This window comes from Tenacibaculum sp. 190524A05c, from assembly GCF_964036595.1.
GTDB classification, from domain to species: domain Bacteria; phylum Bacteroidota; class Bacteroidia; order Flavobacteriales; family Flavobacteriaceae; genus Polaribacter; species Polaribacter platacis.
The window spans coordinates 2497139-2518448 of record NZ_OZ038523.1 but is presented as its reverse complement, the minus strand read 5'-3'; the positions used below and the strand labels follow the sequence as shown (position 1 = coordinate 2518448).

Sequence of the window (21310 nt, the reverse complement as noted above, 5' to 3'; positions counted from 1 at the left end):
TTATAATAGTGTAAAAACAAAAAAGTGAAGAATTTAGATTCTTCACTTTTTTATGATGTGTTTTTTGCGAATATCCTATCTCAGTTTTACTTGTGTTCTAGCAGAAAAATTGCCATCGACATAAGCATTAACAGTATAGGTTCCTTTTTTGATGTCATCTCTGTTCACTAGTATTAATGAAACAACACCTAATCTATTGTTATCATAGTTGGCAGACATATTATCGCTAAAGAATACTGAAGATCCATCTTTAATCTTTTTATTTCCTTTAGCAGCAACTACCTTTTTATCTTCATCAAGAATCTGAATTAGGATTTCTTTTTTACCAGCAGTAGTTACTGGATTTGCTAATAAATCAAATTTTATTCTAAATGCATCAGTTCTTCTAGATCTTGAAGTGCTAGTTAATTTTCCGCTACTTCTTTCTTTCATTGCTTCAGCAACAATATTATTTACTTTAATAACTCCAGCGATATCAACTTTTGCTTTAAGTTGTGCTTGCCTCTTTTGCAACGAAATGTTTTTACGCATTAAGTTTTTCTGAGAAGCAGTGTTTTCATCAAGTTGTTGTTTAACAACAATATTTTCTTGAAGTAGTTCATAGTTTTGCTTATTTAAAGAATCAACCTGGATAAATAAACGTCTGTTTTCTCTTTCTAGTTTTACTATTTTTCTAGAGTACTTTACGATTAAATTATAGTTAGATTTCTTTAAATTTTTAATAGAATCTCTAAGAAGTATGATTTTATTAATTTCTTTTACTAATCGTTGAGATAAGTCTTTATTCTTAACATTAACATTCTTGTAATCTTCAATGATTTCGTCAAGTTCTGCTTGAAGTTCTATTTTTTGTTCAGAAAATGCATCTTCAAGTTTTTGATAATCACTATTCAGCTTAAAAGAGTAAACAATCAATAATATGACCAATGCCGCAAATAGATATTTAAAACCGCTTGGTTTAATGGTAATTTTAGAACTCATTATATTGCTAATATTGGGGTTTAACTTTTATGTATTATTAACTAAAACATTTGCCTAGTAAGGGGGATTAACTTAGTGAGCTAAGTTACAATTAATTGAATTAATTCAAAAAAACCAGGCTCAAAGATAGTATAATATTGTAATAGTTAACAAAAACTTAAAAAAATATATATACCATCGTTTTTTTATTAATAACTTAATGATGAGTAAATTATTATAAATTAATCGATGGATTTTTTTATAAAATCAGCAATAATTTTAGAGTTGAAAAATTATCTTCTCGTCTCTTTTTGATGTGTGAAAGATGAAATCTCTATTGATTTTTGAGAGTTTGAAGCTGTATAATATAAGGTCAACATTCCGTTTTCTGAATCGTTTGAACTTTGAAGTACATTTTCATTTCCTTTAAATAACACTTCAATAATATGTTTTTTTTGCATTCCAGTATTTTCGATAACAGTGTGTATACGGTTTAACTTGTAGCACTTATTCTTGTCAACAATGGTTGCACTATCAATAGTTATTAAATCGGAGGTTTTTAATGTAACTACAAATTTAACGTAAGGATTCGCGGTTTGAACTCCGGGATAAATAGTTTTGCGCTTAGCGCTTACCACCTCTAAGTTACTTTGACAACTTAGAAGTGATAAAAAGCTAAGTAAAATGATAAATGAATATCTCATTCTAGTTAACAATTAATTTTTTAGATAAACTTTTACCATTGTTAGTAATATTTACTATGTAAATCCCCTTAGAGAAGTTTTGCAGATTTATTTCTTCTCTAGTATTTGTAGTAGTGATATTTTTTACAACTCCACCAATAATGTTGTAAATCATTACTCTACTTTTCCCTGTTAAATTATTAAGTCTTACAGAGAATGTTTTGTTAGTGGTTGGATTTGGGTAAATTGTTACCGCATTATCAGGAAGCAATGTATCGTCAGTTCCTAATGCAGATGCCTTAATAGAAGTTTCCCAAACTCCTCTACCATACGTCGCAGCTCTTAATTTTTCCGTTCCATAATGAATTTCAATATCATGAACAATTACATTTGGCAATCCACTTCCTAAGCGTTCCCAGTCGTTTTTAGTATTTGTCCAATAATAAACTCCTAGATCTGTAGCTAAGAATAATTCTCCGTCAGTACTTCCAGTTTTATATACGATTTTATGCGTTGGAATATTTGGTAATGAAGCGGTAATGTTTGTCCATGTTCCACCTGCATCAGTTGACTTATAAACTTTTCCACTTCCATATCCTGAATATGCAAAGTAAACTTCATCAGTGTTTGTTGGATGAATTTCAATACTTTTTACATTTCCAATTTTAGGTGTTCTCACATTAGTCCAACTAGTTCCACCATTGGTTGTTTTCTTAACTCCGAAAGTTCCAGAAACATAAATTACATTCGGATTAGATGGAGAAATTGAAATAAATTCAACTGCACCAGAACCAGAGTTTAAGTTTACCCAACTATCTCCTCTGTTTGTTGACTTATAAATATCACCAAAACCTCCAAAAATGGTTTTAGGATCAGTAGGGTGAATTTCTAATTCCCACACAAATGGAGCACCTCCAGGAGTACTTAAGCTTTGAGCAGGTGTAGTAAAACCGTTTAAGGTTCTTCTAAATATTCCAGCTTGACTACAAGTCCATGCGATGTTTGAGTTCGAGTAATCCCATAATCCTTCAACTCCATCACTTCCCGGGTTTTCTCCTTTAAACTCAGTTCCATCATAAACTGCGATATCATTATCTTGAGCACCCATTATTAATTTTCCTGCATTTTGAGGAGTTCCTGATACGTTATAATATTGAGTAATCGCAATTCCTTCAGAAAGATCATCCCATTTTGTGCTTTTTGAAGCATCTCCTTTAAAAAGTCCACCGTCATTTGCTGAGAATGCAATATTTGTCCCAGGAACAAATTCCATATCATGATGATCAGAGTGAACATAGAAATACGGATTTCCACTTACCCAATAACCATCTAAATATTTTTCCCAAGAAGATCCACCATTTCTAGATCTCCATCCATCTACACCACCAACTAAAATTAAATTAGAATCTAATGGAGAAACTGCTATGGTAACATTATACCCGCCTTGAGACGAGAATTGTGCTATCGTTGATGCTGTTGTCCAAGTCGTTCCTTGATTCGTTGATTTTCGAATTACACCACCATTATCAACAGTTGTAATTAAATCAGGATTATTAGCTGTTAATGCGAAATCCAATCTTCCTGTACTTGTTGGATTAGAAGCTACTTCCCAAGTATTTCCATTATTCTTAGAAATATAGAATCTCCCTGAGTTTGATGTTGCGTAAATAATTGAATTGCTCCCGATTTTGTATTGAATATCATTAAAAGTCGCACGATTTTCAGTGTAAACATCGTTCCATGTTGTTCCACCATCTGTAGATCTTTTAATGCTATTTACAGTTGTAGCAAAAATTGTGTTTACATTGTTAGGATCAATTAAAAGTTTACTGATTCTATTGTTTTCAAGAAGCGTGAATGTTAATCCAGTAGTATTCCATGTTTCACCTGCATCTGTTGATTTTAAAACACCAAGAGATCTATTTTGAACTCCATCCCAATCTCCAGTTGCTAAGTAAACAACATCTGTGTTTGTAGGATTAATAACAATATCAGAAACTCCCATATTCGGGAAATTATCACCTTTTGCACTCCAAGTTTTTCCACCATCTGTTGTTTTCCAAACTCCTCCACCTGGGGCTCCCACATACATTGTATTTGTGTCAGATCCGTTAAAAGCTACGGTATTTAGTCTTCCCATTCCTGGGTAAAAAGAAATAGAAGAAGTAGGTAGTTTTATTGGACCAACCAAGCTCCAAGAATTTGTACTTCTTTCAGTCATTTCTGCATGACGTTGGTTTTCTTTCACCCATTCATTGTAATTATGAGCTGCAGAAACGAATGATCCATCTGAAGTAATTCTATCTTTCCAAAAGCTTTTCCATCTTTCGAATTGTTTTACTTGTTTTCTACTTTTTCGGTCATTTTTTGTTCGAGCAACTTTTAAAGCGGGACTATTTTTTTGAACTATTTCATAAAAATTACTCTCTTTCTCTAGAGGTGCTGTTCTCCAGTTTGTCTCTTGCGACAAAACTGTGAATTGGCTTAATGATAAAGCGATTAAAAGTTTAAGATTGTTTCTCATTTTAATTATGGTTTGGGTAAACCCAAGAAGCTGGTATTAAAAGTTTTGAGGGGGCAGCTTCTTAGGTTAGGATTATAAATACATAAGGCGAATTTTGTTTTTGCGTAATTAAATTGAACTCTAGAATTTCAATAATTATTCAAGTCATAGGGTAATTATTCGCTTTATATGGCTATGAAACAGACTTCCAAAAAAATACCCTACTTTTTAATAAAAAAAAATTAAGTTTGCTGTCTATGAAGCATGAAGAATCAATTTGTAAACCAAAAGTGTTTGCAGAAATATTTGATAATCATTCTGAATCCCTAAGGAATTATATGTACTACAAGTGTGGTGACATGCATCTTGCCGAAGATTTAGTTCAAGAAAGTTTTGTTAAACTTTGGCAAAGTTGTTCTAAAGTTTTAATTTCTAAGGCGAAATCTTTTCTGTTTACTGTGGCAAGTAATCTGTTTTTAAATGTTGTTGCTCATAAAAAAGTAGTTTTAAAACATCAAAAGCAAACAACAAAACAGTACACAAAAGAAACCCCTGAATTTATTTTAGAAGAGAAAGAGTTTATGGAAAAACTGCAAAATGCTATAGCAGATTTATCCGAAAAGCAACGAGAAGTTTTCTTGTTGAATAGAATTGATAAAAAGACATATACTGAAATTGCAGAGATAGTTGGAATATCAGTTAAAGCTGTTGAAAAACGAATGTCATTAGCTCTAAAAAAACTTAGAGAAAAAATAGATGTACTCTAAGGTAGGGTAAATTTTTAGTAAACTGTTTTTTAAATAAAAGTAGGAAGCTTAAACATGATGAAAGAATACGATGATACTTTTTTAGCTCGATGGCTGAATAACGATTTGAGCGAAGTAGAACTGGATGATTTTAAAAACCATCCGGATTTCTTGTTATACAATAAAATCGCCACTAAATCACAAGAATTAGTTGCGCCGACATACGATAAATCTGCCTTATTTACTAAAATTCAAGGCAGTATAGATAATACAAGAAAAAAAGGGAAAGTTAGATCTTTATATTCAACTATTACAATTGCAGTTGCAGCATCGGTTGCAATTCTTTTTGGAATATTTCAATTTATAAATTCACCAACAACTTACACTACAGATTTTGGAGAGCAAATGGCAGTTCATTTACCAGATGGTTCTGAAGTTATTTTAAATTCAAAATCTGAAATTGCTTTCAATGAAAAGAATTGGAATGTAAATAGAAAAGTAGAATTAACAGGTGAAGGTTTCTTCAAAGTGAAGAAAGGAAGTAAGTTCACGGTAGAAACTGAGAAAGGGAATGTTGCTGTTTTGGGAACACAATTTAACGTTACGACAGATAAAAATTTAATGGAAGTTAGCTGTTATGAAGGTAAAGTTAAGGTGTCATCTCAAAAAAAAGTGATATTTTTAACCCGAGGGAAAGCTTACAGAAACATAAACGGTACTTCTGAGGAATGGGAATTTAGTGAAGAAGAACCAAGTTGGAAGAATGGAGAAAGTTCTTTTGTAAGTATTCCATTGAAATATGTTATCAAAGCAATTGAAAATCAATACAGTGTTGAAATAGACGCTGAAAAAATTAATATTGACCATAAATTTACAGGAGCATTTACTCATAAAAATTTAAGTATTGCTTTAGAAACAGTTTTCAAACCATTAAAAATAAATGCTACAATTGTAGATAAAAACAGAATTACACTCGTTGAGGAATAAATGAGTTTTAGAAAACTTCAGGTCATTGGTCTATTGTTTACCATGCTAATGGTAAACAACATTTATTCGCAAACCTTAAAAAAAGGAATTCCTCTTAAACAAATACTTCAAAAACTTGAGGAACTACACCAAATTAAATTTTCATATTCAGATGATGTAATTAATGATAAGTTAATTACAAAAGTTTCTTATGATGATTCACTTGAGGATTTATTGCTAAAATTTGAGGAGCAATCTGGTTTGATTTTCAAGCGAGCAACAGAAAGATATATTTTAGTCCTAGAAAAGAAAAAGCCGAGACCAGGTGTTTTATGCGGATACATAAAAGATATATTCTCCAAAGAAACCATTGAAGGTGTTAGCGTTTATATTGAAGAAAAAAAAGTAGGAGTTTTTTCAGATGAAAATGGTTACTTCGAACTCAAGCAAGCTGAGAAAAATGATATTTTGATAATTTCTTACGGAGGTTATAGAACAATTAAGAAAGCCGTTGGTAGTATTGATGGAAATAATTGTAAAACTTTTGAAATTGAAGAGTATTCATCTGAATTAGATGAAGTACTAATTAATAGTTATTTGGTTAACGGTATTTCAAAGAATAAAGATGGGTCAATTGCTATAAAACCACAACAACGAGATATTTTACCTGGGTTAACCGAGCCAGATATTTTACAGAGTGTTCAATTGTTGCCAGGAGTATTAAGTCCAAATGAAACTTCATCAGGTTTGCACATTAGAGGAGGTACACCTGATCAGAATTTGGTTTTATTTGATGGAATAAGAATATATAATCCTGCTCACTTTTTTGGAATGATTTCCGCTTTCAATCCATACATTATTGAGGAAGTAAATGTGTTGAGTGAAGGTGTAGGAGCTCAATATGGAAATCATGTTTCTGGAGTTGTAGATATTAGAACAAAATCGAAAGTGGCAAAGGAAATAAGCGCAGCATTTGGATCTAACCTAACTCACGCTGATGCTTTTTTAAAAATGCCATTAGGAAAAAAAGCTTCAATTTTAGTTTCAGGAAGAAGATCATTATCTGACTTTTTTGAAACTTCTACCTTTCAAAGTTTGGCTAAAAAAGTATTTCAAAATACAGTTATAGACCAAAATGAAAAAAATGATGTTGATCAAGTTTTTGATAAAAACAACAGGTTCTATTTTCAAGATTTTAATACCAAATTAAACTTAGAAATTGGAGAGAATGATCAATTAATGTTGCATCAATTATTTGTAAGTAACAAGTTGGATTATCGTTTTGGTTTAAGTGATGGTTCTTTTTTACAAACGGATCAATTGGATGTGAAAAATATTGGATTAGGTGCTAATTGGATGAAGCAATGGGATGAAAAATTATCTCAGGAAACAACCGTGTACTATTCTGATTATGATTTAAATTATTCGTTTATAGGAGGTCAAAATGTAGATCCAGTTTTTTCCCAGTCTTCTTTAAAAAAGAACTCCATAAAGGAGTTTAGTTTTAAAACAGAACTTAAAAATCAATTCCGAAAAAATCATCAAATTGGTTATGGTTTTGAATTAATCAATAATGATGTTGCTTATAATTTAGGCAGAACATATTCGTTTGCTCCAGATAGTGATTATAATATTGAAGAAGCAAGTTCAAGTACTATCTACGCTTTATATAGTAACTACATATATGAAAATGAAGACAAGTTTAATATTCGAATTGGACTAAGAAACACTTATTTCTCGCTTGAAAAATTATTCTTTGTTACTCCTAGAATTTATACTCAAGTGAAAGTGTTTCCGAATTTCTGGGCGAATTTTTCCTATGAGAAAAAACAACAGAATATTAGTCAGATTATAGAGTTTTCAACTAATGATTTTGGTTTGGAGAATTATGTATGGAGTTTATCCAACAAGAATGAAATCCCGATTTTGAAATCCGATCAATTTTCAAGTGGATTAGTGTTTAGAAAAAATGATTGGATGATAGATGTAAATGCCTATCATAAAAAGATTGACGGACTAACATCACTGGGGCAAAGTGTGGCTACAAATGCTAATATTATTGCTAATGGCTCAAGTACTTCTAAGGGAATTAATTTCTTATTGAAAAAACGTTTTAATGATTATACTTCCTGGATCAGTTATAGCTATGGAGATACTAAGTTTACTTTTCCACAAACAAATGAAGGAAATCCATTCTCCGGAAATAATGATATAACACATCGTTTAAGATGGTCTCATAATTACAAGGTTGGTAATTTTGATTTTTCACTAGGTTGGGTGTATAGAACAGGTATTCCTTTTACTGAGGTTTTAGAGCGAAATAATAATGGAACACAAGAGTTTTTCTTTGGTGATATTAATGGAAGAAGATTAGAAAGTTATCAAAGATTAGACTTTTCTTCAACATATCAATTCAATATATCTAAGAATAAAAAATGGAAAGGAAAACTAGGTGTTTCTTTCTTAAATATTTTTGATCGTAGCAATAAGTTACAACGTAGTTTCTTCTTAACAAATGGACAAAATTCAAACGTAGTTTTAGGTACAACTGATACGGTTTCTCTTGGGTTTACTCCAAATGTAATGTTTAGAATTATATATAATTAACAATTTTGATATTTGATGTAATATATTAGCAAACAGTCGGGTATAATCTCATCTGTAACAGAATTATTTTGCAAAACACATAAATCGAACTATATTTGTAAAAATAGTTCGATTTATGATATTGAATAACAAAAGCACTCTAGCATACCCAACATTGATTCTTTTCACGGTGTTATTAACTTCTTATGGATTTTTATATTATTTATTTGAAGCGAGTGTTGTTAATGAACTTACAGCAATCGCAATTGGAGCGTTTTTGGCGTATAGCATGTTTACTGTGGTTCATGAATCTAGTCATGGGAATATTTCAAGAGGAATTGTAAAATTCCACAGTTTGGAAAGTTTAATAGGATGGATAGCCGGTTGTTTTCTGTTCTTTCCATTTAGCGCTTTTAAAGTAATTCATTTAAAACACCATGCGCATACCAATGATTCAGAGGAAGATCCAGATGGCTATGTTAGAGGAAATAATCTTTTATCTGTTTTTTTAAGATGTTTTACTTTAATAGGACATTATTACGTGACTTCTTTAGGAAGTCGAAGTAAAGAAAATGAAGCCATGAGAAAAACAAGAGTCCAAACGATTCTGTTCGTAGGATTCATTTTTACTATCCTTGTGTTGGTTATTCAATTCAATCTTTGGTATAATTTCCTTGTTGTTTTCTTATTCCCTGCTTTAGTAGCAGCGCCAATTTTAGGATTTACTTTCGATTGGCTGCCGCACTATCCCCATCATAATATGGATAAACATTACAATACAAGAATTGTTAAGGTTCCAGGTCTTGAGTTTTTATCTTTTTTTCAGAGTTACCATTTAATTCATCATATGTACCCAAGAGTTCCTTTTTATCTCTATAAAAAGAAGTTTGAGTTAATTGAAAAGGACTTAAAAGAAAAGCATTCTCCAGTTGAAGGAATTGGTGTTGAGGATTTAAGAATTTTCAAGAAAAGAAATACGTATGTTGATGTTTTGGAGGGAAGAACTTGGAAGTATTCTCTTCAAGTTGATCGTATAAGAATGTTAACTCATGATGCTGCTGAGATAACTTTTAAGAAGCTCGATGATATTCCATTCCATTTCAAGGCAGGTCAATATGTAGTAATTTCTATGTTAGTTGATGGAGAAAAAGTAAGCAGATGCTATTCTATTTGTTCTAACCCGAATTCGGGAGAATTGAAAATTGGGGTGAAAAGAGTTCCTGGAGGAAAATTGTCTAATAGAATCCTAGATTATTTAGCTGTTGGAAAGTATGTGAATGTTTCAGGTCCTTTTGGAACATTTAATATTCAAGAAGATGAATCAGTAAAAAACCATTTATTTATTGCTGGCGGAAGCGGGATTACTCCAATCTTTTCCATGATACAAAAAATTCTAGATGACGGTTTGTCGAATATAAGGCTGATTTATGGCTGTAAAAGTGAGAATGACATAATGTTTCACCAAGAATTAAAAGAGCTCGCAAAACAGTATAAAAATGAATTCTCATTAACGATTACGTATGATTTAATGACTACAACTCATCAGAAAGAACTGATAGATTTTAAAGAGTACACAAATTACTATATCTGTGGGCCAGCACCTATGATGGAAGCTTCGAAAGAAGTACTGACCTCAAATGGAATTTTATCAAGCCGAATTAGTATTGAAGAGTTCTCTTATCAAAAAGAAACCCCGTCTGGTCAAAAGTTTCAAATAACTATGAATAATAAGAGTTTCTCGGTTTATGAATCTGAAACTATTTTAGAAGGAGCGAAAAGGAATAAAGTCGCGATTCCTTATGCATGCAGTATGGGGCAATGTGGAACTTGTACTTGTGAGTTAAAGGATGGAGAAGTCACATGGAAATCAGATGATCAATCTGTATTATTAGAAAATGAAAAGAAGGAAGGTTTAATACTTACTTGTATGTGTAAACCTAAATCAGATATAAAACTTAAATCGTAAAATATGACAAAGGAAAAATACGATTACGTAATTATTGGTAGTGGATTCGGAGGGTCTGTAAGTGCTTTAAGACTTGTAGAAAAAGGATATTCGGTTTTAGTTATTGAGAAAGGAAAATGGTTTAAGCCTAAAGATTTTCCAAAAACAAATTGGAACTTGAAAAAATGGCTTTGGGAACCTCGATTACGATTGTTTGGTTTTTTTAAAATGACATATCTAAATCATGTTAGTATACTTTCTGGAGTAGGAGTGGGAGGTGGATCACTTACTTATGCGAATACATTACCAATTCCTAAAAAGGAATTTTTTACATCGGGTAGCTGGAATGGACTGAATGATTGGGAAACGGAATTGGCACCGCATTATAAAGAAGCATACAGGATGTTGGGCGCGGAAGAGAATCCATATTTTGGTCCTGCAGATCATTTGATACAAGATTTATCAAAAGACTTAAAGCGAGAAGATCATTTTTCAACAACCAAAGTTGCTGTACATTTTGGTAAACCTGGAGAAAAAGTAAAAGATCCATATTTTAATGGAGAAGGTCCTGATCGAGCTGCCTGTAATTATTGTGGTGCTTGTATGACGGGATGTAGATTCAATGCAAAAAATACTTTAGATAAAAATTATCTGTATTTCGCTCAAAAATTAGGAGTTGAAATTGTTGCAGAACATGAAGTTTTAGATGTTTTACCTAAAGATAAAAATGGAACGTCTGGTTACGAAATCTATTTTAAAAAAAGCACTTCGAAATTTTCAAAAACTATAAAAGTAGAATCAAAGGGAGTTGTTTTTTCTGGTGGAGTTTTAGGAACAGTTCCGTTGTTATTAAAATTGAAGCAAAAAAAATCGTTGCCAAATTTGTCTGAAATGGTTGGTGGTAATATCAGAACAAATAACGAATCATTGTTATTGATAACATCAACTGAAAAGAAGTCAAAAGATTACTCAAAAGGAATCGCAATTGGTTCTATTTTACATATTGATAAGAATAGTCATTTAGAGCCTGTTCGATATGGTAAAGGATCTGGTTTTTTTAGAACGTTAACAATTCCGTCTGTTCAACATAAGTATGCAATAGTTCGAATTCTTGGTGTTTTTGGAGTGTTGTTTTCTTCTCCAGTTCAGTTGTTTAAAACCATTTTTACGAAAGCGTATAGCAAAAGAACTACCGTATTATTATTTATGCAAACTTTGGATAGCACATTACGTTTAAAATTAGGAAAAGTAACTCAGTTAAAAACAGAAAAAGAATCCAACGAAGCACCAAGTGGATTTATTCCTGAAGCTTCAAAATTGGCTAAGTTATTGAGTCAAAAAGTTAAAGCAATACCTTTTTCGAATTTTGCCGATGTATTATTAGGTACTCCAACAACAGCTCACATATTGGGAGGTGCCGTTATGGGAAAGACAAAAGAAGAAGGAGTAATAGATAAAAACAATAAAATCTATGGATATGAAAATATGTATGTTTGCGATGGGTCTATGATTTCTGCAAACCCAGGTGTTAATCCCTCATTATCTATAACTGCAATTTCTGAACTAGCAATGTCGAAAATTCCAACAAAACAATAACTTATCCATATATTAGACTGCTGTTTTAAAAGAACGGAATTGATTAAAAGATAATTTTAGAGATGGGAAGAAAAGCTTTAGATACAGAACGAAAGGAATTGTCAAGTAAAGCTCAGATTTGGGTTCGAGAACTATTTTATAAGGTTCAGAATGAAAAACTGGATAAGCTTACGTTAGATGATTTAGCGATTCTTACTCAGAAAAGTAAAAGTACAATTTACACCTATTTTAAAACTAAAGAGGAGATTTATGCAACCATGGTCGCAATGGTACTTAATGATTTAAAAGGTGTGGTGATAGAAGAACTTTCTGATGACGTAGATGTAGTTTCCTTATATGAACAAAGTTTGCTGAAAATAAGTGATTCTATTGAAGGGATTTCGATTCACTTTTTAGAAGAGATTCAAACGAATTTTCCACGAATTTGGAATCATATAAAAGAAGTTACAGATGGAATTTTATCTACCTTTTCTTTAATTTATAAAAGAGGAATGGAAACAGGAGTTTTTGCAAATTTCAATATTGCCTTGCTTTTGGCAATGGATAATTCCTTTATCATGAATATTATGACCGATCATGAACATTTTAAAGAGGAAAAACTAAGCTTAAAAGATATTGTTTCTCAGTATTTACACTTGAGAATTAAAGCATTAACAAAATAAAAAAAGGTTTCAATTTCTTGAAACCTTTTTTTTGTGACCTCGGCAGGATTCAAACCTGCAACCTCTTGAGCCGTAATCAATCCAATTATAAGGAGGTTTGGATAAAATAGAACAAATTATTACATGTTTTATTTAGGGTTGGCTTAGTGGAATAGCCAACCTTTTTTATTTCTGTTTAGTTGTTTTTTGATTTGTTTGGCAAATAGTGTAATTAAAATTTCAATTTTACCTATTTTTAAATTTCAAATCAACTAGGAATTAATGTCAGAAGAACAAAAGAAATTACTCGAAGCTCAATTATGGAATATTGCCAACGAATTGCGTGGTAAAATGGATGCAGATGAGTTTAGAGATTATATACTTGGATTTATATTTTACAAATACCTTTCAGAAAAACAATACATATACGCTAATACCTTATTAGAAACAGAAAAAGTTAAAGACTATGTAAAAGTTACGAATACTGAAGATTTAGAAGCGATTAGAGAAGAATCTTTAATTAAACTAGGGTACTTTTTAAAGCCAGAAGAATTATTTAGTTCTATGGCTAAAAAAGGAAATGCCGATATAGAAAACGAAAGCAATTTTATATTAGAAGATTTAGAACAAATTCTAAATAGTATTGAACAAAGTACTATGGGTACTGAAAGTGAAGATGACTTTAATCAACTTTTTGAAGACCTAGATCTAAATAGTACTAAATTAGGAAGAAGTCCTAATGCAAGAAATACATTAATTGCAAGAGTATTATCGCATTTAGATAAAATAGACTTTGCATTAAAGGATTCAGAAGCAGATGTTTTAGGTGATGCCTACGAATATTTAATTTCTCAGTTTGCAAGTGGAGCAGGAAAAAAAGCAGGAGAATTTTATACACCACAACAAGTATCTAAAATATTAGCCCAAATTGTTACTACAGGAAAAAAACGTTTAAAGAATGTGTACGATCCTACGTGTGGATCAGGATCTTTATTGTTACGTGTGGCTAGAGAAGTTGAGGTTGACGAGTTTTACGGACAAGAGTTAAACAGAACTACGTATAACTTAGCTCGTATGAACATGATTTTACATGATGTACATTACCGTCAGTTTGATATCAAACAAGAAGATACATTAAAAGAGCCTCAACATAAAGACTTACGTTTTGAAGCTATTGTAGCTAATCCACCTTTTTCTGCAAAGTGGGAAGGTAAAAATAATCCGTTAAATGAAAATGACGATCGTTTTAGTCAATACGGAAAACTAGCACCAACTAGTAAAGCCGATTTTGCTTTTGTACAACACATGGTACACCACTTAGCGGAGAATGGAACTATGGCTTGTGTGTTACCACATGGTGTATTGTTTAGAGGTGCTGCTGAAGGAACCATACGACAATATGTAATTGAAAATCTTAACTATTTAGATGCCGTTATTGGTTTGCCTCCTAATATCTTTTTTGGAACAGGAATACCAACTTGTATATTGGTGCTAAGTAAATGTAGAGTGCATAATGAGAATATTTTATTTATTGATGCTTCTAAGGAATTTGAAAAAGAAGGGAATAAAAATAAGTTATTAGAAGAGCATGTTTATAAAATTGTAAATACCTATAGAGAACGTACAACTATGGATAAGTTTAGTTATGTAGCCTCTATAGATGAGGTTGTAGAAAATGACTATAATTTAAACATTCCTCGTTATGTAGATACGTTTGAAGAAGAAGTACCTGTAGATTTAGATTTGGTTGCTAATCAATTACAAACGTTAGAAAAGGAAATTACAACAGTAGACACAACCATTACTGACTTTTGTAAACAACTGAATATTAAAACTCCTTTTTAGTATGAGTTATGTTAAACAAGTACCTTTATTAAGGTTCAAGGAGTTTTCAAATCTCTGGAAGAAAGAAAGAATGGGAGATTTTATAGATTTTCAATCAGGTAATGCTTTCAAAAGTTTTGAAATGTCAAATGATCAAGGAAAGTATCAACTAATCAAAATGTCTAATGTTTATAAAAACGAATTAAGGTTAGATAGAAATCCATCTTTTTGGAATGACTTGGAAGAAAAGCATAGGAAGTTTTTATTAAAAAAAGGAGATACTGTTCTTACTCTAACGGGAACAGTTGGTAAAAAAGATTATGGCTATTCTATTAATATTCCCTTAGATGATAGGTATTTACTAAATCAAAGATTAATTAGATTAAGGGAGATTGAAGGGGTTTCTGTAAATGGTTTTATAAACTATGAACTTAAAACTAATAAATTTTTGCATTATTTTTTTAATGAAAGTAAGGGAGGGACTGGAAATCAATCAAATGTGGGAGTAGAGGATATAAAAAATATTAAAGTCAATATTCCTTCAATTAAAGAACAGCAAAAAATAACATCCTTCCTATCTTCAGTAGATAAAAAAATAGAATCACTACAAAAAAAGAAAGCTCTTTTAGAAGAATATAAAAAGGGAATAATGCAAAAAATCTTTAGTCAAGAGTTACGATTTAAACCTGACCTGAGCGAAGTCGAAGGTGATGATGATGGGAACGAGTACCCTGATTGGGAAGAGAAAAAGTTGGATGATATAGGATATACAATAAATGGTTTAACAGGGAAAACTAAAAAAGATTTCGGTCAAGGAAAACCTTATATTCAATACAAACAGATTTTTGATAGTTCAAAGATAGATATAGGAAAATGTGGATTAGTTGATATATCAAAAGATGATAATCAAACAAATGTACAATATGGAGATGTGTTTTTTACAACATCTTCGGAAACACCAGATGAAATAGGTACTTCATCTGTTTTATTAGAAGATGTAGATGAAATGTACTTGAATAGTTTTTGTTTTGGTTTTAGAACAGATTTAAAAATACTTTTTCCAGCTTTTTCTCAGTATATATTTCGTAGCAAAGAATTTAAGAAGAAAATAATTCCTTTAGCTCAAGGTAGTACAAGATATAATATTTCTAAATCGGCTTTTATTAAATTAACGATTAACCTTCCTAGTATGGAAGAACAATTAAAAATAGCCAACTTTTTATCGGCTATCGATGACAAAATACAATTAGTACATACACAAATAGAAGAAACAAAAGAGTTTAAAAAAGGATTGTTACAACAGATGTTTGTTTAAAACTAAATTATGGCAAAAAGAATTGCTAAAAATATACACGAGTTAATAGAGTATTGGAAGGAGGATCTAAAGTTTGTAATAGAAGAAGTTGATGAGTATGGTAGTCCTCTTAATTGGTCTTTGGAAAAGGATGATTTCAAAGCAATCGAAATTGATTTTGAATTGAACTTACCATTTTCAAATGAAGTAATTAATTCAATGGAAGCGGAAGCACTTCAAAATATTGGTAGCTTAATTTTTAGTAATTGTGTTTTTAAACAAAAAATAACAATAGGTCATTCAGATAGAAATATAGAGTTTAATAATGATTGTATTATTGAAAATGTAGTAAGAGTATGGCGGTATTCAGGTAGTCTAAAATTTAGAGATAGTAATATTCTAAGTGTTAATTTTGAGGATGCTATTTTTGGTTCAGAAGAAAATACAAAGAAGGGTAAAGTTCGCTTTCACAATTGTATTGTAAATGAAGCTAATTTTAGAAATACAACTTTCAATAGTTTAGCAGATTTTTGGAATACAACTTTTATAAAGCCTGTAATTTTTTACAAAACAGATTTTTTAGAGACTACAGTTTTTTCTGCTGCAATATTTAAGGAAAATGTACTGTTTACATATACCTTATTAAACAGTGTTAGTATCTTTAGGGGGGCAAAATTTGAAAAGGGTTTAGATTTATCTTTAGCGATCTTAAAAGGAGATTTAAACTTATTTGACTTAAAAGTAAAGTACTTTAACCATTCAGAACCAAAGAGCGAAAATGATTACGAACAAGATGTATCTGAAAATGGGAATATTCCTTTAAAGAATAAGCAGGAAACGTATAGGATTATCAAAAAATATTATGATGGGCAGTCCAATAATATTAGAGCATTAGATTTCAAGTATCTAGAACGTTCTGCTCAATCTAAAGCTCTTAGTAATGAGTTTTTTAGAAAAGAAATAGGAGAAAATGAACACTGGTTATATTTTCTGTATTCAAAATTAAAAGCGTTTACAAATCAGGTAATTCAAGTTTTAAATTTCTTATCTAATGGGCATGGAAAATCCTACTTTGTAGGATTTGTTTTCACGTTTGTTATTGGCTGTATTTTCTTTAGTTTATCTATGTTAGGAACTTCTAAATACACTTTTGATTTATTTTCAGGAGATATATTCATTGTAGATGATAATATATCTCACTTTTTAAACTTTTTAAACCCTACTCATAAATTCGATTATTTAGGAGATGATTTTTCTGAGTATACTTTAGGTGAGTGTTTTTATATCTGTGATTTTTTAGGAAGAATTTTTGTTGGTTATGGAATTTATCAAACAGTTCAAGCTTTTAGAAAATATAGATAGTATATGAAGTTCTCTAATCTAGAAATATTGAATTATTTAAATGAAATTGATAACCATTTAAAAACATCAAAAAGAATAAAGTTTGAGTATACTTTGGATTGGGCAAATAGAAATTTTAAAGATAGACCAGCTATTTATGCTTTATTTGACGATGGAGATTTGGTATATATAGGTGAAACCTCAAGTTTATTAAAAAGGATGAAGGATATAAGAAGAACTTATAATCATACATTTAGAAAACAAAGAGGTAGAAAACTATTTGAAACTGATGTTAACAAAAAAGGAGTTTTTTCAGAGGAGGAAGAAGTGAGGTTGACAGCATATTTTGAGAGAAATATTAAAATGACATTTTATTATATCGATTTTGGAAGATCTGAAGCTGAAAGCTACTTAATTCATAAGAACAAAGGAGAAAAATTTGACTTACTCTACAATAAAATAGGAAAAAGAGATTTAGCAATGATAAACAGAATATTAGAAAAATAAAACACATCGCCCCCGATATGACAACTAAAGGAAAAACTGTAAAATTATTTTTTGAAGAAGGGAATCATCATGGTATTATTCAAGCTGAGATGATTAATTGGACAGGCTACGTTATTGCTGCACCAAGAACTGCTCTAGCTGATTTATATAAAATGAATGATATAGATAAAGCAGGGATTTATTTTTTAGTTTCTGATGAAGAAAAAAAAGTATATGTTGGTGAAACCATGAACGGCATTAACCGTTTAAAAGATCATGATGATAAAAAAGATTTTTGGGATAAATTGATTTTAGTACAAACGAAGGATTTTAACCTAACCAAAACACACTGTTCTTACTTGGAGTATCGTTGTGCTCAATTGATAGAAAAAACCTTTTACAATTTAGAAAATAAAAAATCTTTAAACGATTACACAGGTATACTTCCACGCCCAGATATTAGTGATATGGAAGTATTTGTTGAAAATCTGTCATTCATACTACCTGCAACAGGTGTTAACATTTTACAACCCATTATTACAAAGCAAGACAAAACCAAAGCTGTGGCAGAATTTGAAATGAATAATAGATTTGTAAAGGCTGAAGCTTATATCCAAGATGATTTATTTATAATTAAAAAAGGCTCTATAGGTAAAGAAAAATCTAGTCCGTCACTATATGAAACCATTAGAGAAAAAAGAAATGCTCTTATCGAAAAAGGAATATTCGAAATAAGAGAAGGGAAACTATTTGTTATAGAAGATTATCCTACTACCAGTTCATCCACAGCAGGCTGTTTTTTGACAGGAACACCAATTTCGGGTCCTCAAAATTGGAAAGTTAAAGGAACTACTATTACTTATAAAGAATGGGAAAATCAACAATTAGGAGATCAATAAGAAAATGACAAAAGAATCAGAATATATTTTAGAAGAAAATCTTGTAAAACAGTTACAAGAGTTAGGTTATAAAAAAGTACTTATTAAGGATGAAGTTGATTTAAAAGCTAATCTTAAAAGTCAACTTGAAAAGCATAATAACACCAATCTATCAGATAATGAATTTAAACAAATTTTAAATGTATTATCTAAAGGGAATATATACGAAAAAGCCAAAACGTTACGAGATAAAGTTACCTACGCAAAAGATGACGGAACAACAGGGTATATTGAGTTATTAAATCAAATACATTGGTGTAAAAATCAATACCAAGTAACGCACCAAATAACTATGGAAGGTAAGTATACCAATCGTTATGATGTAACGATACTTATCAACGGTTTACCTTTAGTTCAAATAGAATTAAAACGTAGAGGTTTAGAATTAAAAGAGGCTTTTAACCAAACCAATAGATACCAACGCCATTCCTATCAATCAGGTAGTGGGTTGTTTCAGTTTATTCAACTCTTTGTCATCAGTAATGGGGTTAACACAAAGTATTATGCCAATAATCCTATAAAAGCACGTTCCTTTAAACAAACATTTTACTGGGCAGATAAAGAGAATAAAATAATAACACAACTTAGTGAGTTTACAGCTCGATTTTTAGATCCTTGTCATGTTTCTAAGATGATAACCAAGTATACCGTTTTAAATACCTCAAAAATTTTAATGGTATTACGACCGTATCAATACTATGCTACTGAAGCCATAGTTGAACGAGTTAAAAACAGTACTAAGTTTGGGTATATCTGGCACACAACAGGTTCAGGTAAAACATTAACCTCATTTAAAACAGCGCAAATACTTACCAATTTAGAAGGAGTTAAAAAAGTAGTATTTGTCGTAGATCGTAAAGATTTAGATTATCAGACCATCAAAGAGTTTAATAGTTTTAGTGAAGGTAGTATTGATGCAACAAATAATACAGGGAAATTGGTAAAACAGTTTTCTGATGACACAAAATTAATCGTAACCACTATTCAAAAATTAAATACAGCGATATACAAGCCTAAATATTTGGCTAGTATGGAAGCCTTAAAAAATGAAAGAGTGGTGTTTATTTTTGATGAATGTCATCGAAGTCAGTTTGGTGATACACACAATCGTATTAAAGATTTTTTCTCAAATGCGCAATTATTTGGTTTTACTGGAACACCAATTTTTAAAGATAATTCCGTTAAAAATAAATTAGGAAAACGTACGACTAAAGATTTGTTTCAAGAGTGTTTGCACAAGTATGTTATTACGGATGCTATCAGGGATAAGAATGTATTAAAGTTTGCTATTGAGTACATCAGTACGTTCAAGAGTAAAGATGAAGACGAGATAATTGATATCAATGTCGATAGTATTGATAAAGCAGAGGTCATGGAAGCACCTGAGCGATTAGATAACGTTACGGAATATATTATTCACAATCATACTCGAAAAACTCATAACAGAAGATTTACGGCAATTTTTTGTGTCCATAATGTAAAGACACTCATAAAGTATTATGAGTTGTTTAAAACTAAAAAAGAAGAAGGAAAACATGATTTAAGGGTAGCTACTATATTCTCTTATAAAGCTAATGAGTTAGATGAAGATGCAAATGGTTTTATTCCTGATGAAGATTTTGAAGACTTTTATGTAAATGAACCTGCTCCTGTCTATTCTCATACTAGAGATAAATTAGATGGATTTATTTCAGATTACAACGATATGTTCCAGACGAACTATTCTACGAATTTATTTTATTCTTATTACCAAGACATAGGAAAGCGAGTTAAACATAGGCAAGTAGATGTATTGCTTGTCGTAAATATGTTTCTTACAGGTTTTGATAGTAAGTTACTAAATACAATTTATGTAGATAAAAACCTTAAATATCATGGTTTAATTCAAGCATACTCTCGAACAAATAGAATACTAGATGAGGTAAAGTCTCAAGGGAATGTTGTAGCGTTTAGAAATTTGAAAAAGGCAACAGATGATGCTATAACACTTTTTTCTAATAAAGAAGCGATAGAAGAAATAGTAGTTAAGCCATACGAAGATTATACAAGTAAGTTTAAAGAATCGGTAGAGAAGTTGTATGAAATTGTTCCGACGGTAGATAGTGTAAATGATTTGCCTTCTGAAACTGAAAAACTAGAGTTTGTTAAAGCGTTTCGAGAATTAATGCGTTTAAAGAATGTGTTAACTACGTTTACCGAATTTAGTTTTGATGATTTAGGAATTACAGAGCAAGATTTTGAAGACTATCAAAGTAAATATTTAGATATAAGGGATGATGTTAAAAAGGAGAAAGAAAAAGTATCCATTTTAAACGATATCGATTTTGAAATTGAGTTAATTAGAAGAGATGAGATCAATGTAGCTTACATATTAACACTCCTTGCCCAACTTGCTGAAACAAAGAAGCCACAAGAAAGAGAAAAACAGCGTAAAACAATATCTGATATGCTTACTTCTGATACACAATTAAGAAGTAAAAAAGAATTAATAGAACGTTTCATTGAAGAAAATCTACCATTAGTTAGAGACTCTGAATTAGTAGCAGATGAATTCGATACATACTGGACTAATGAAAAGAAGAAAGCAGTTAAACAGCTTAGTGAAGAAGAAAATTTAGACTATCAAAAATTAGTTGATGTAATTAGTAATTATTTATTTACTGAAAAAGCTCCTTTAAGAGATGATGTTATTGGACTAATGAATGTTAGACCTAGTTTAAGAGAAAGAGCTTCGGTAGCTGAGAGGATAACAACTAAGATTGTTGGTTTTGTTGAAACATTTATAAATGGGATGGGTTAGA

Annotated in this window: 15 protein-coding genes; 12 read left to right on the top strand and 3 right to left on the bottom strand. The window is 30.8% G+C overall.

Annotated features, from left to right (window positions below; all coding sequences use genetic code 11):
• Positions 1 to 75 precede the first annotated feature (75 nt).
• The 3 genes from ABNT61_RS10890 to ABNT61_RS10880 form a co-directional block, all read right to left on the bottom strand.
• Positions 76 to 981 (bottom strand): hypothetical protein, encoded by a 906-nt coding sequence (locus tag ABNT61_RS10890; RefSeq protein WP_348711099.1) that lies wholly within the window; start codon positions 979 to 981, stop codon positions 76 to 78.
• Between the two features lie 272 nt (positions 982 to 1253).
• Positions 1254 to 1664 carry a hypothetical protein gene (locus ABNT61_RS10885; protein WP_348741403.1) on the bottom strand — a complete coding sequence of 137 codons (411 nt, stop codon included), beginning with the start codon at positions 1662 to 1664 and terminating at the stop codon, positions 1254 to 1256.
• A gap of 1 nt (position 1665) precedes the next feature.
• A complete protein-coding gene (locus ABNT61_RS10880; protein WP_348743225.1) occupies positions 1666 to 4167 on the bottom strand; it encodes a T9SS type A sorting domain-containing protein in 2502 nt (833 codons plus the stop codon).
• 236 nt (positions 4168 to 4403) lie between these two features.
• Here ABNT61_RS10880 and ABNT61_RS10875 point away from each other — a divergent pair, with 236 nt between their 5' ends.
• The 12 genes from ABNT61_RS10875 to ABNT61_RS10820 all read left to right on the top strand — a co-directional run bounded on the left by ABNT61_RS10875 (position 4404) and on the right by ABNT61_RS10820 (position 21309).
• The gene (locus ABNT61_RS10875; protein ID WP_348711105.1) at positions 4404 to 4913 is read left to right on the top strand and encodes an RNA polymerase sigma factor; all 510 of its coding nucleotides are present in this window, start codon (positions 4404 to 4406) and stop codon (positions 4911 to 4913) included.
• 54 nt (positions 4914 to 4967) lie between these two features.
• A complete protein-coding gene (locus tag ABNT61_RS10870) occupies positions 4968 to 5879 on the top strand; it encodes a FecR family protein (protein WP_348743224.1) in 912 nt (303 codons plus the stop codon).
• Positions 5880 to 8465: a TonB-dependent receptor gene (locus ABNT61_RS10865; protein ID WP_348743223.1), complete on the top strand. Its 2586-nt coding sequence runs from the start codon at positions 5880 to 5882 to the stop codon at positions 8463 to 8465. It begins immediately after the preceding gene.
• 115 nt (positions 8466 to 8580) lie between these two features.
• Positions 8581 to 10410: a fatty acid desaturase gene (locus tag ABNT61_RS10860; protein WP_348743222.1), complete on the top strand. Its 1830-nt coding sequence runs from the start codon at positions 8581 to 8583 to the stop codon at positions 10408 to 10410.
• A gap of 3 nt (positions 10411 to 10413) precedes the next feature.
• Entirely contained in the window at positions 10414 to 11985 is a 1572-nt protein-coding gene (locus ABNT61_RS10855; protein WP_348743221.1) for a GMC oxidoreductase, read from the top strand.
• A gap of 62 nt (positions 11986 to 12047) precedes the next feature.
• On the top strand, positions 12048 to 12647 hold the full coding sequence (locus ABNT61_RS10850; protein WP_348743220.1) for a TetR/AcrR family transcriptional regulator: 600 nt from the start codon (positions 12048 to 12050) through the stop codon (positions 12645 to 12647).
• Positions 12648 to 12908: 261 nt separating this feature from the next.
• Positions 12909 to 14471: a type I restriction-modification system subunit M gene (locus ABNT61_RS10845; protein WP_348743219.1), complete on the top strand. Its 1563-nt coding sequence runs from the start codon at positions 12909 to 12911 to the stop codon at positions 14469 to 14471.
• 1 nt (position 14472) lies between these two features.
• Positions 14473 to 15765 carry a restriction endonuclease subunit S gene (locus tag ABNT61_RS10840; RefSeq protein WP_348743218.1) on the top strand — a complete coding sequence of 431 codons (1293 nt, stop codon included), beginning with the start codon at positions 14473 to 14475 and terminating at the stop codon, positions 15763 to 15765.
• Between the two features lie 9 nt (positions 15766 to 15774).
• Complete coding sequence (locus ABNT61_RS10835; RefSeq protein WP_348743217.1) at positions 15775 to 17106, top strand: pentapeptide repeat-containing protein; 1332 nt, start codon at positions 15775 to 15777, stop codon at positions 17104 to 17106.
• A 3-nt stretch (positions 17107 to 17109) separates the two neighbouring features.
• On the top strand, positions 17110 to 17592 hold the full coding sequence (locus tag ABNT61_RS10830) for a hypothetical protein (RefSeq protein ID WP_348743216.1): 483 nt from the start codon (positions 17110 to 17112) through the stop codon (positions 17590 to 17592).
• 17 nt (positions 17593 to 17609) lie between these two features.
• A complete protein-coding gene (locus ABNT61_RS10825) occupies positions 17610 to 18470 on the top strand; it encodes a GIY-YIG nuclease family protein (RefSeq protein WP_348743215.1) in 861 nt (286 codons plus the stop codon).
• A 4-nt stretch (positions 18471 to 18474) separates the two neighbouring features.
• Entirely contained in the window at positions 18475 to 21309 is a 2835-nt protein-coding gene (locus ABNT61_RS10820; RefSeq protein ID WP_348743214.1) for a type I restriction endonuclease subunit R, read from the top strand.
• Position 21310 lies beyond the last annotated feature (1 nt).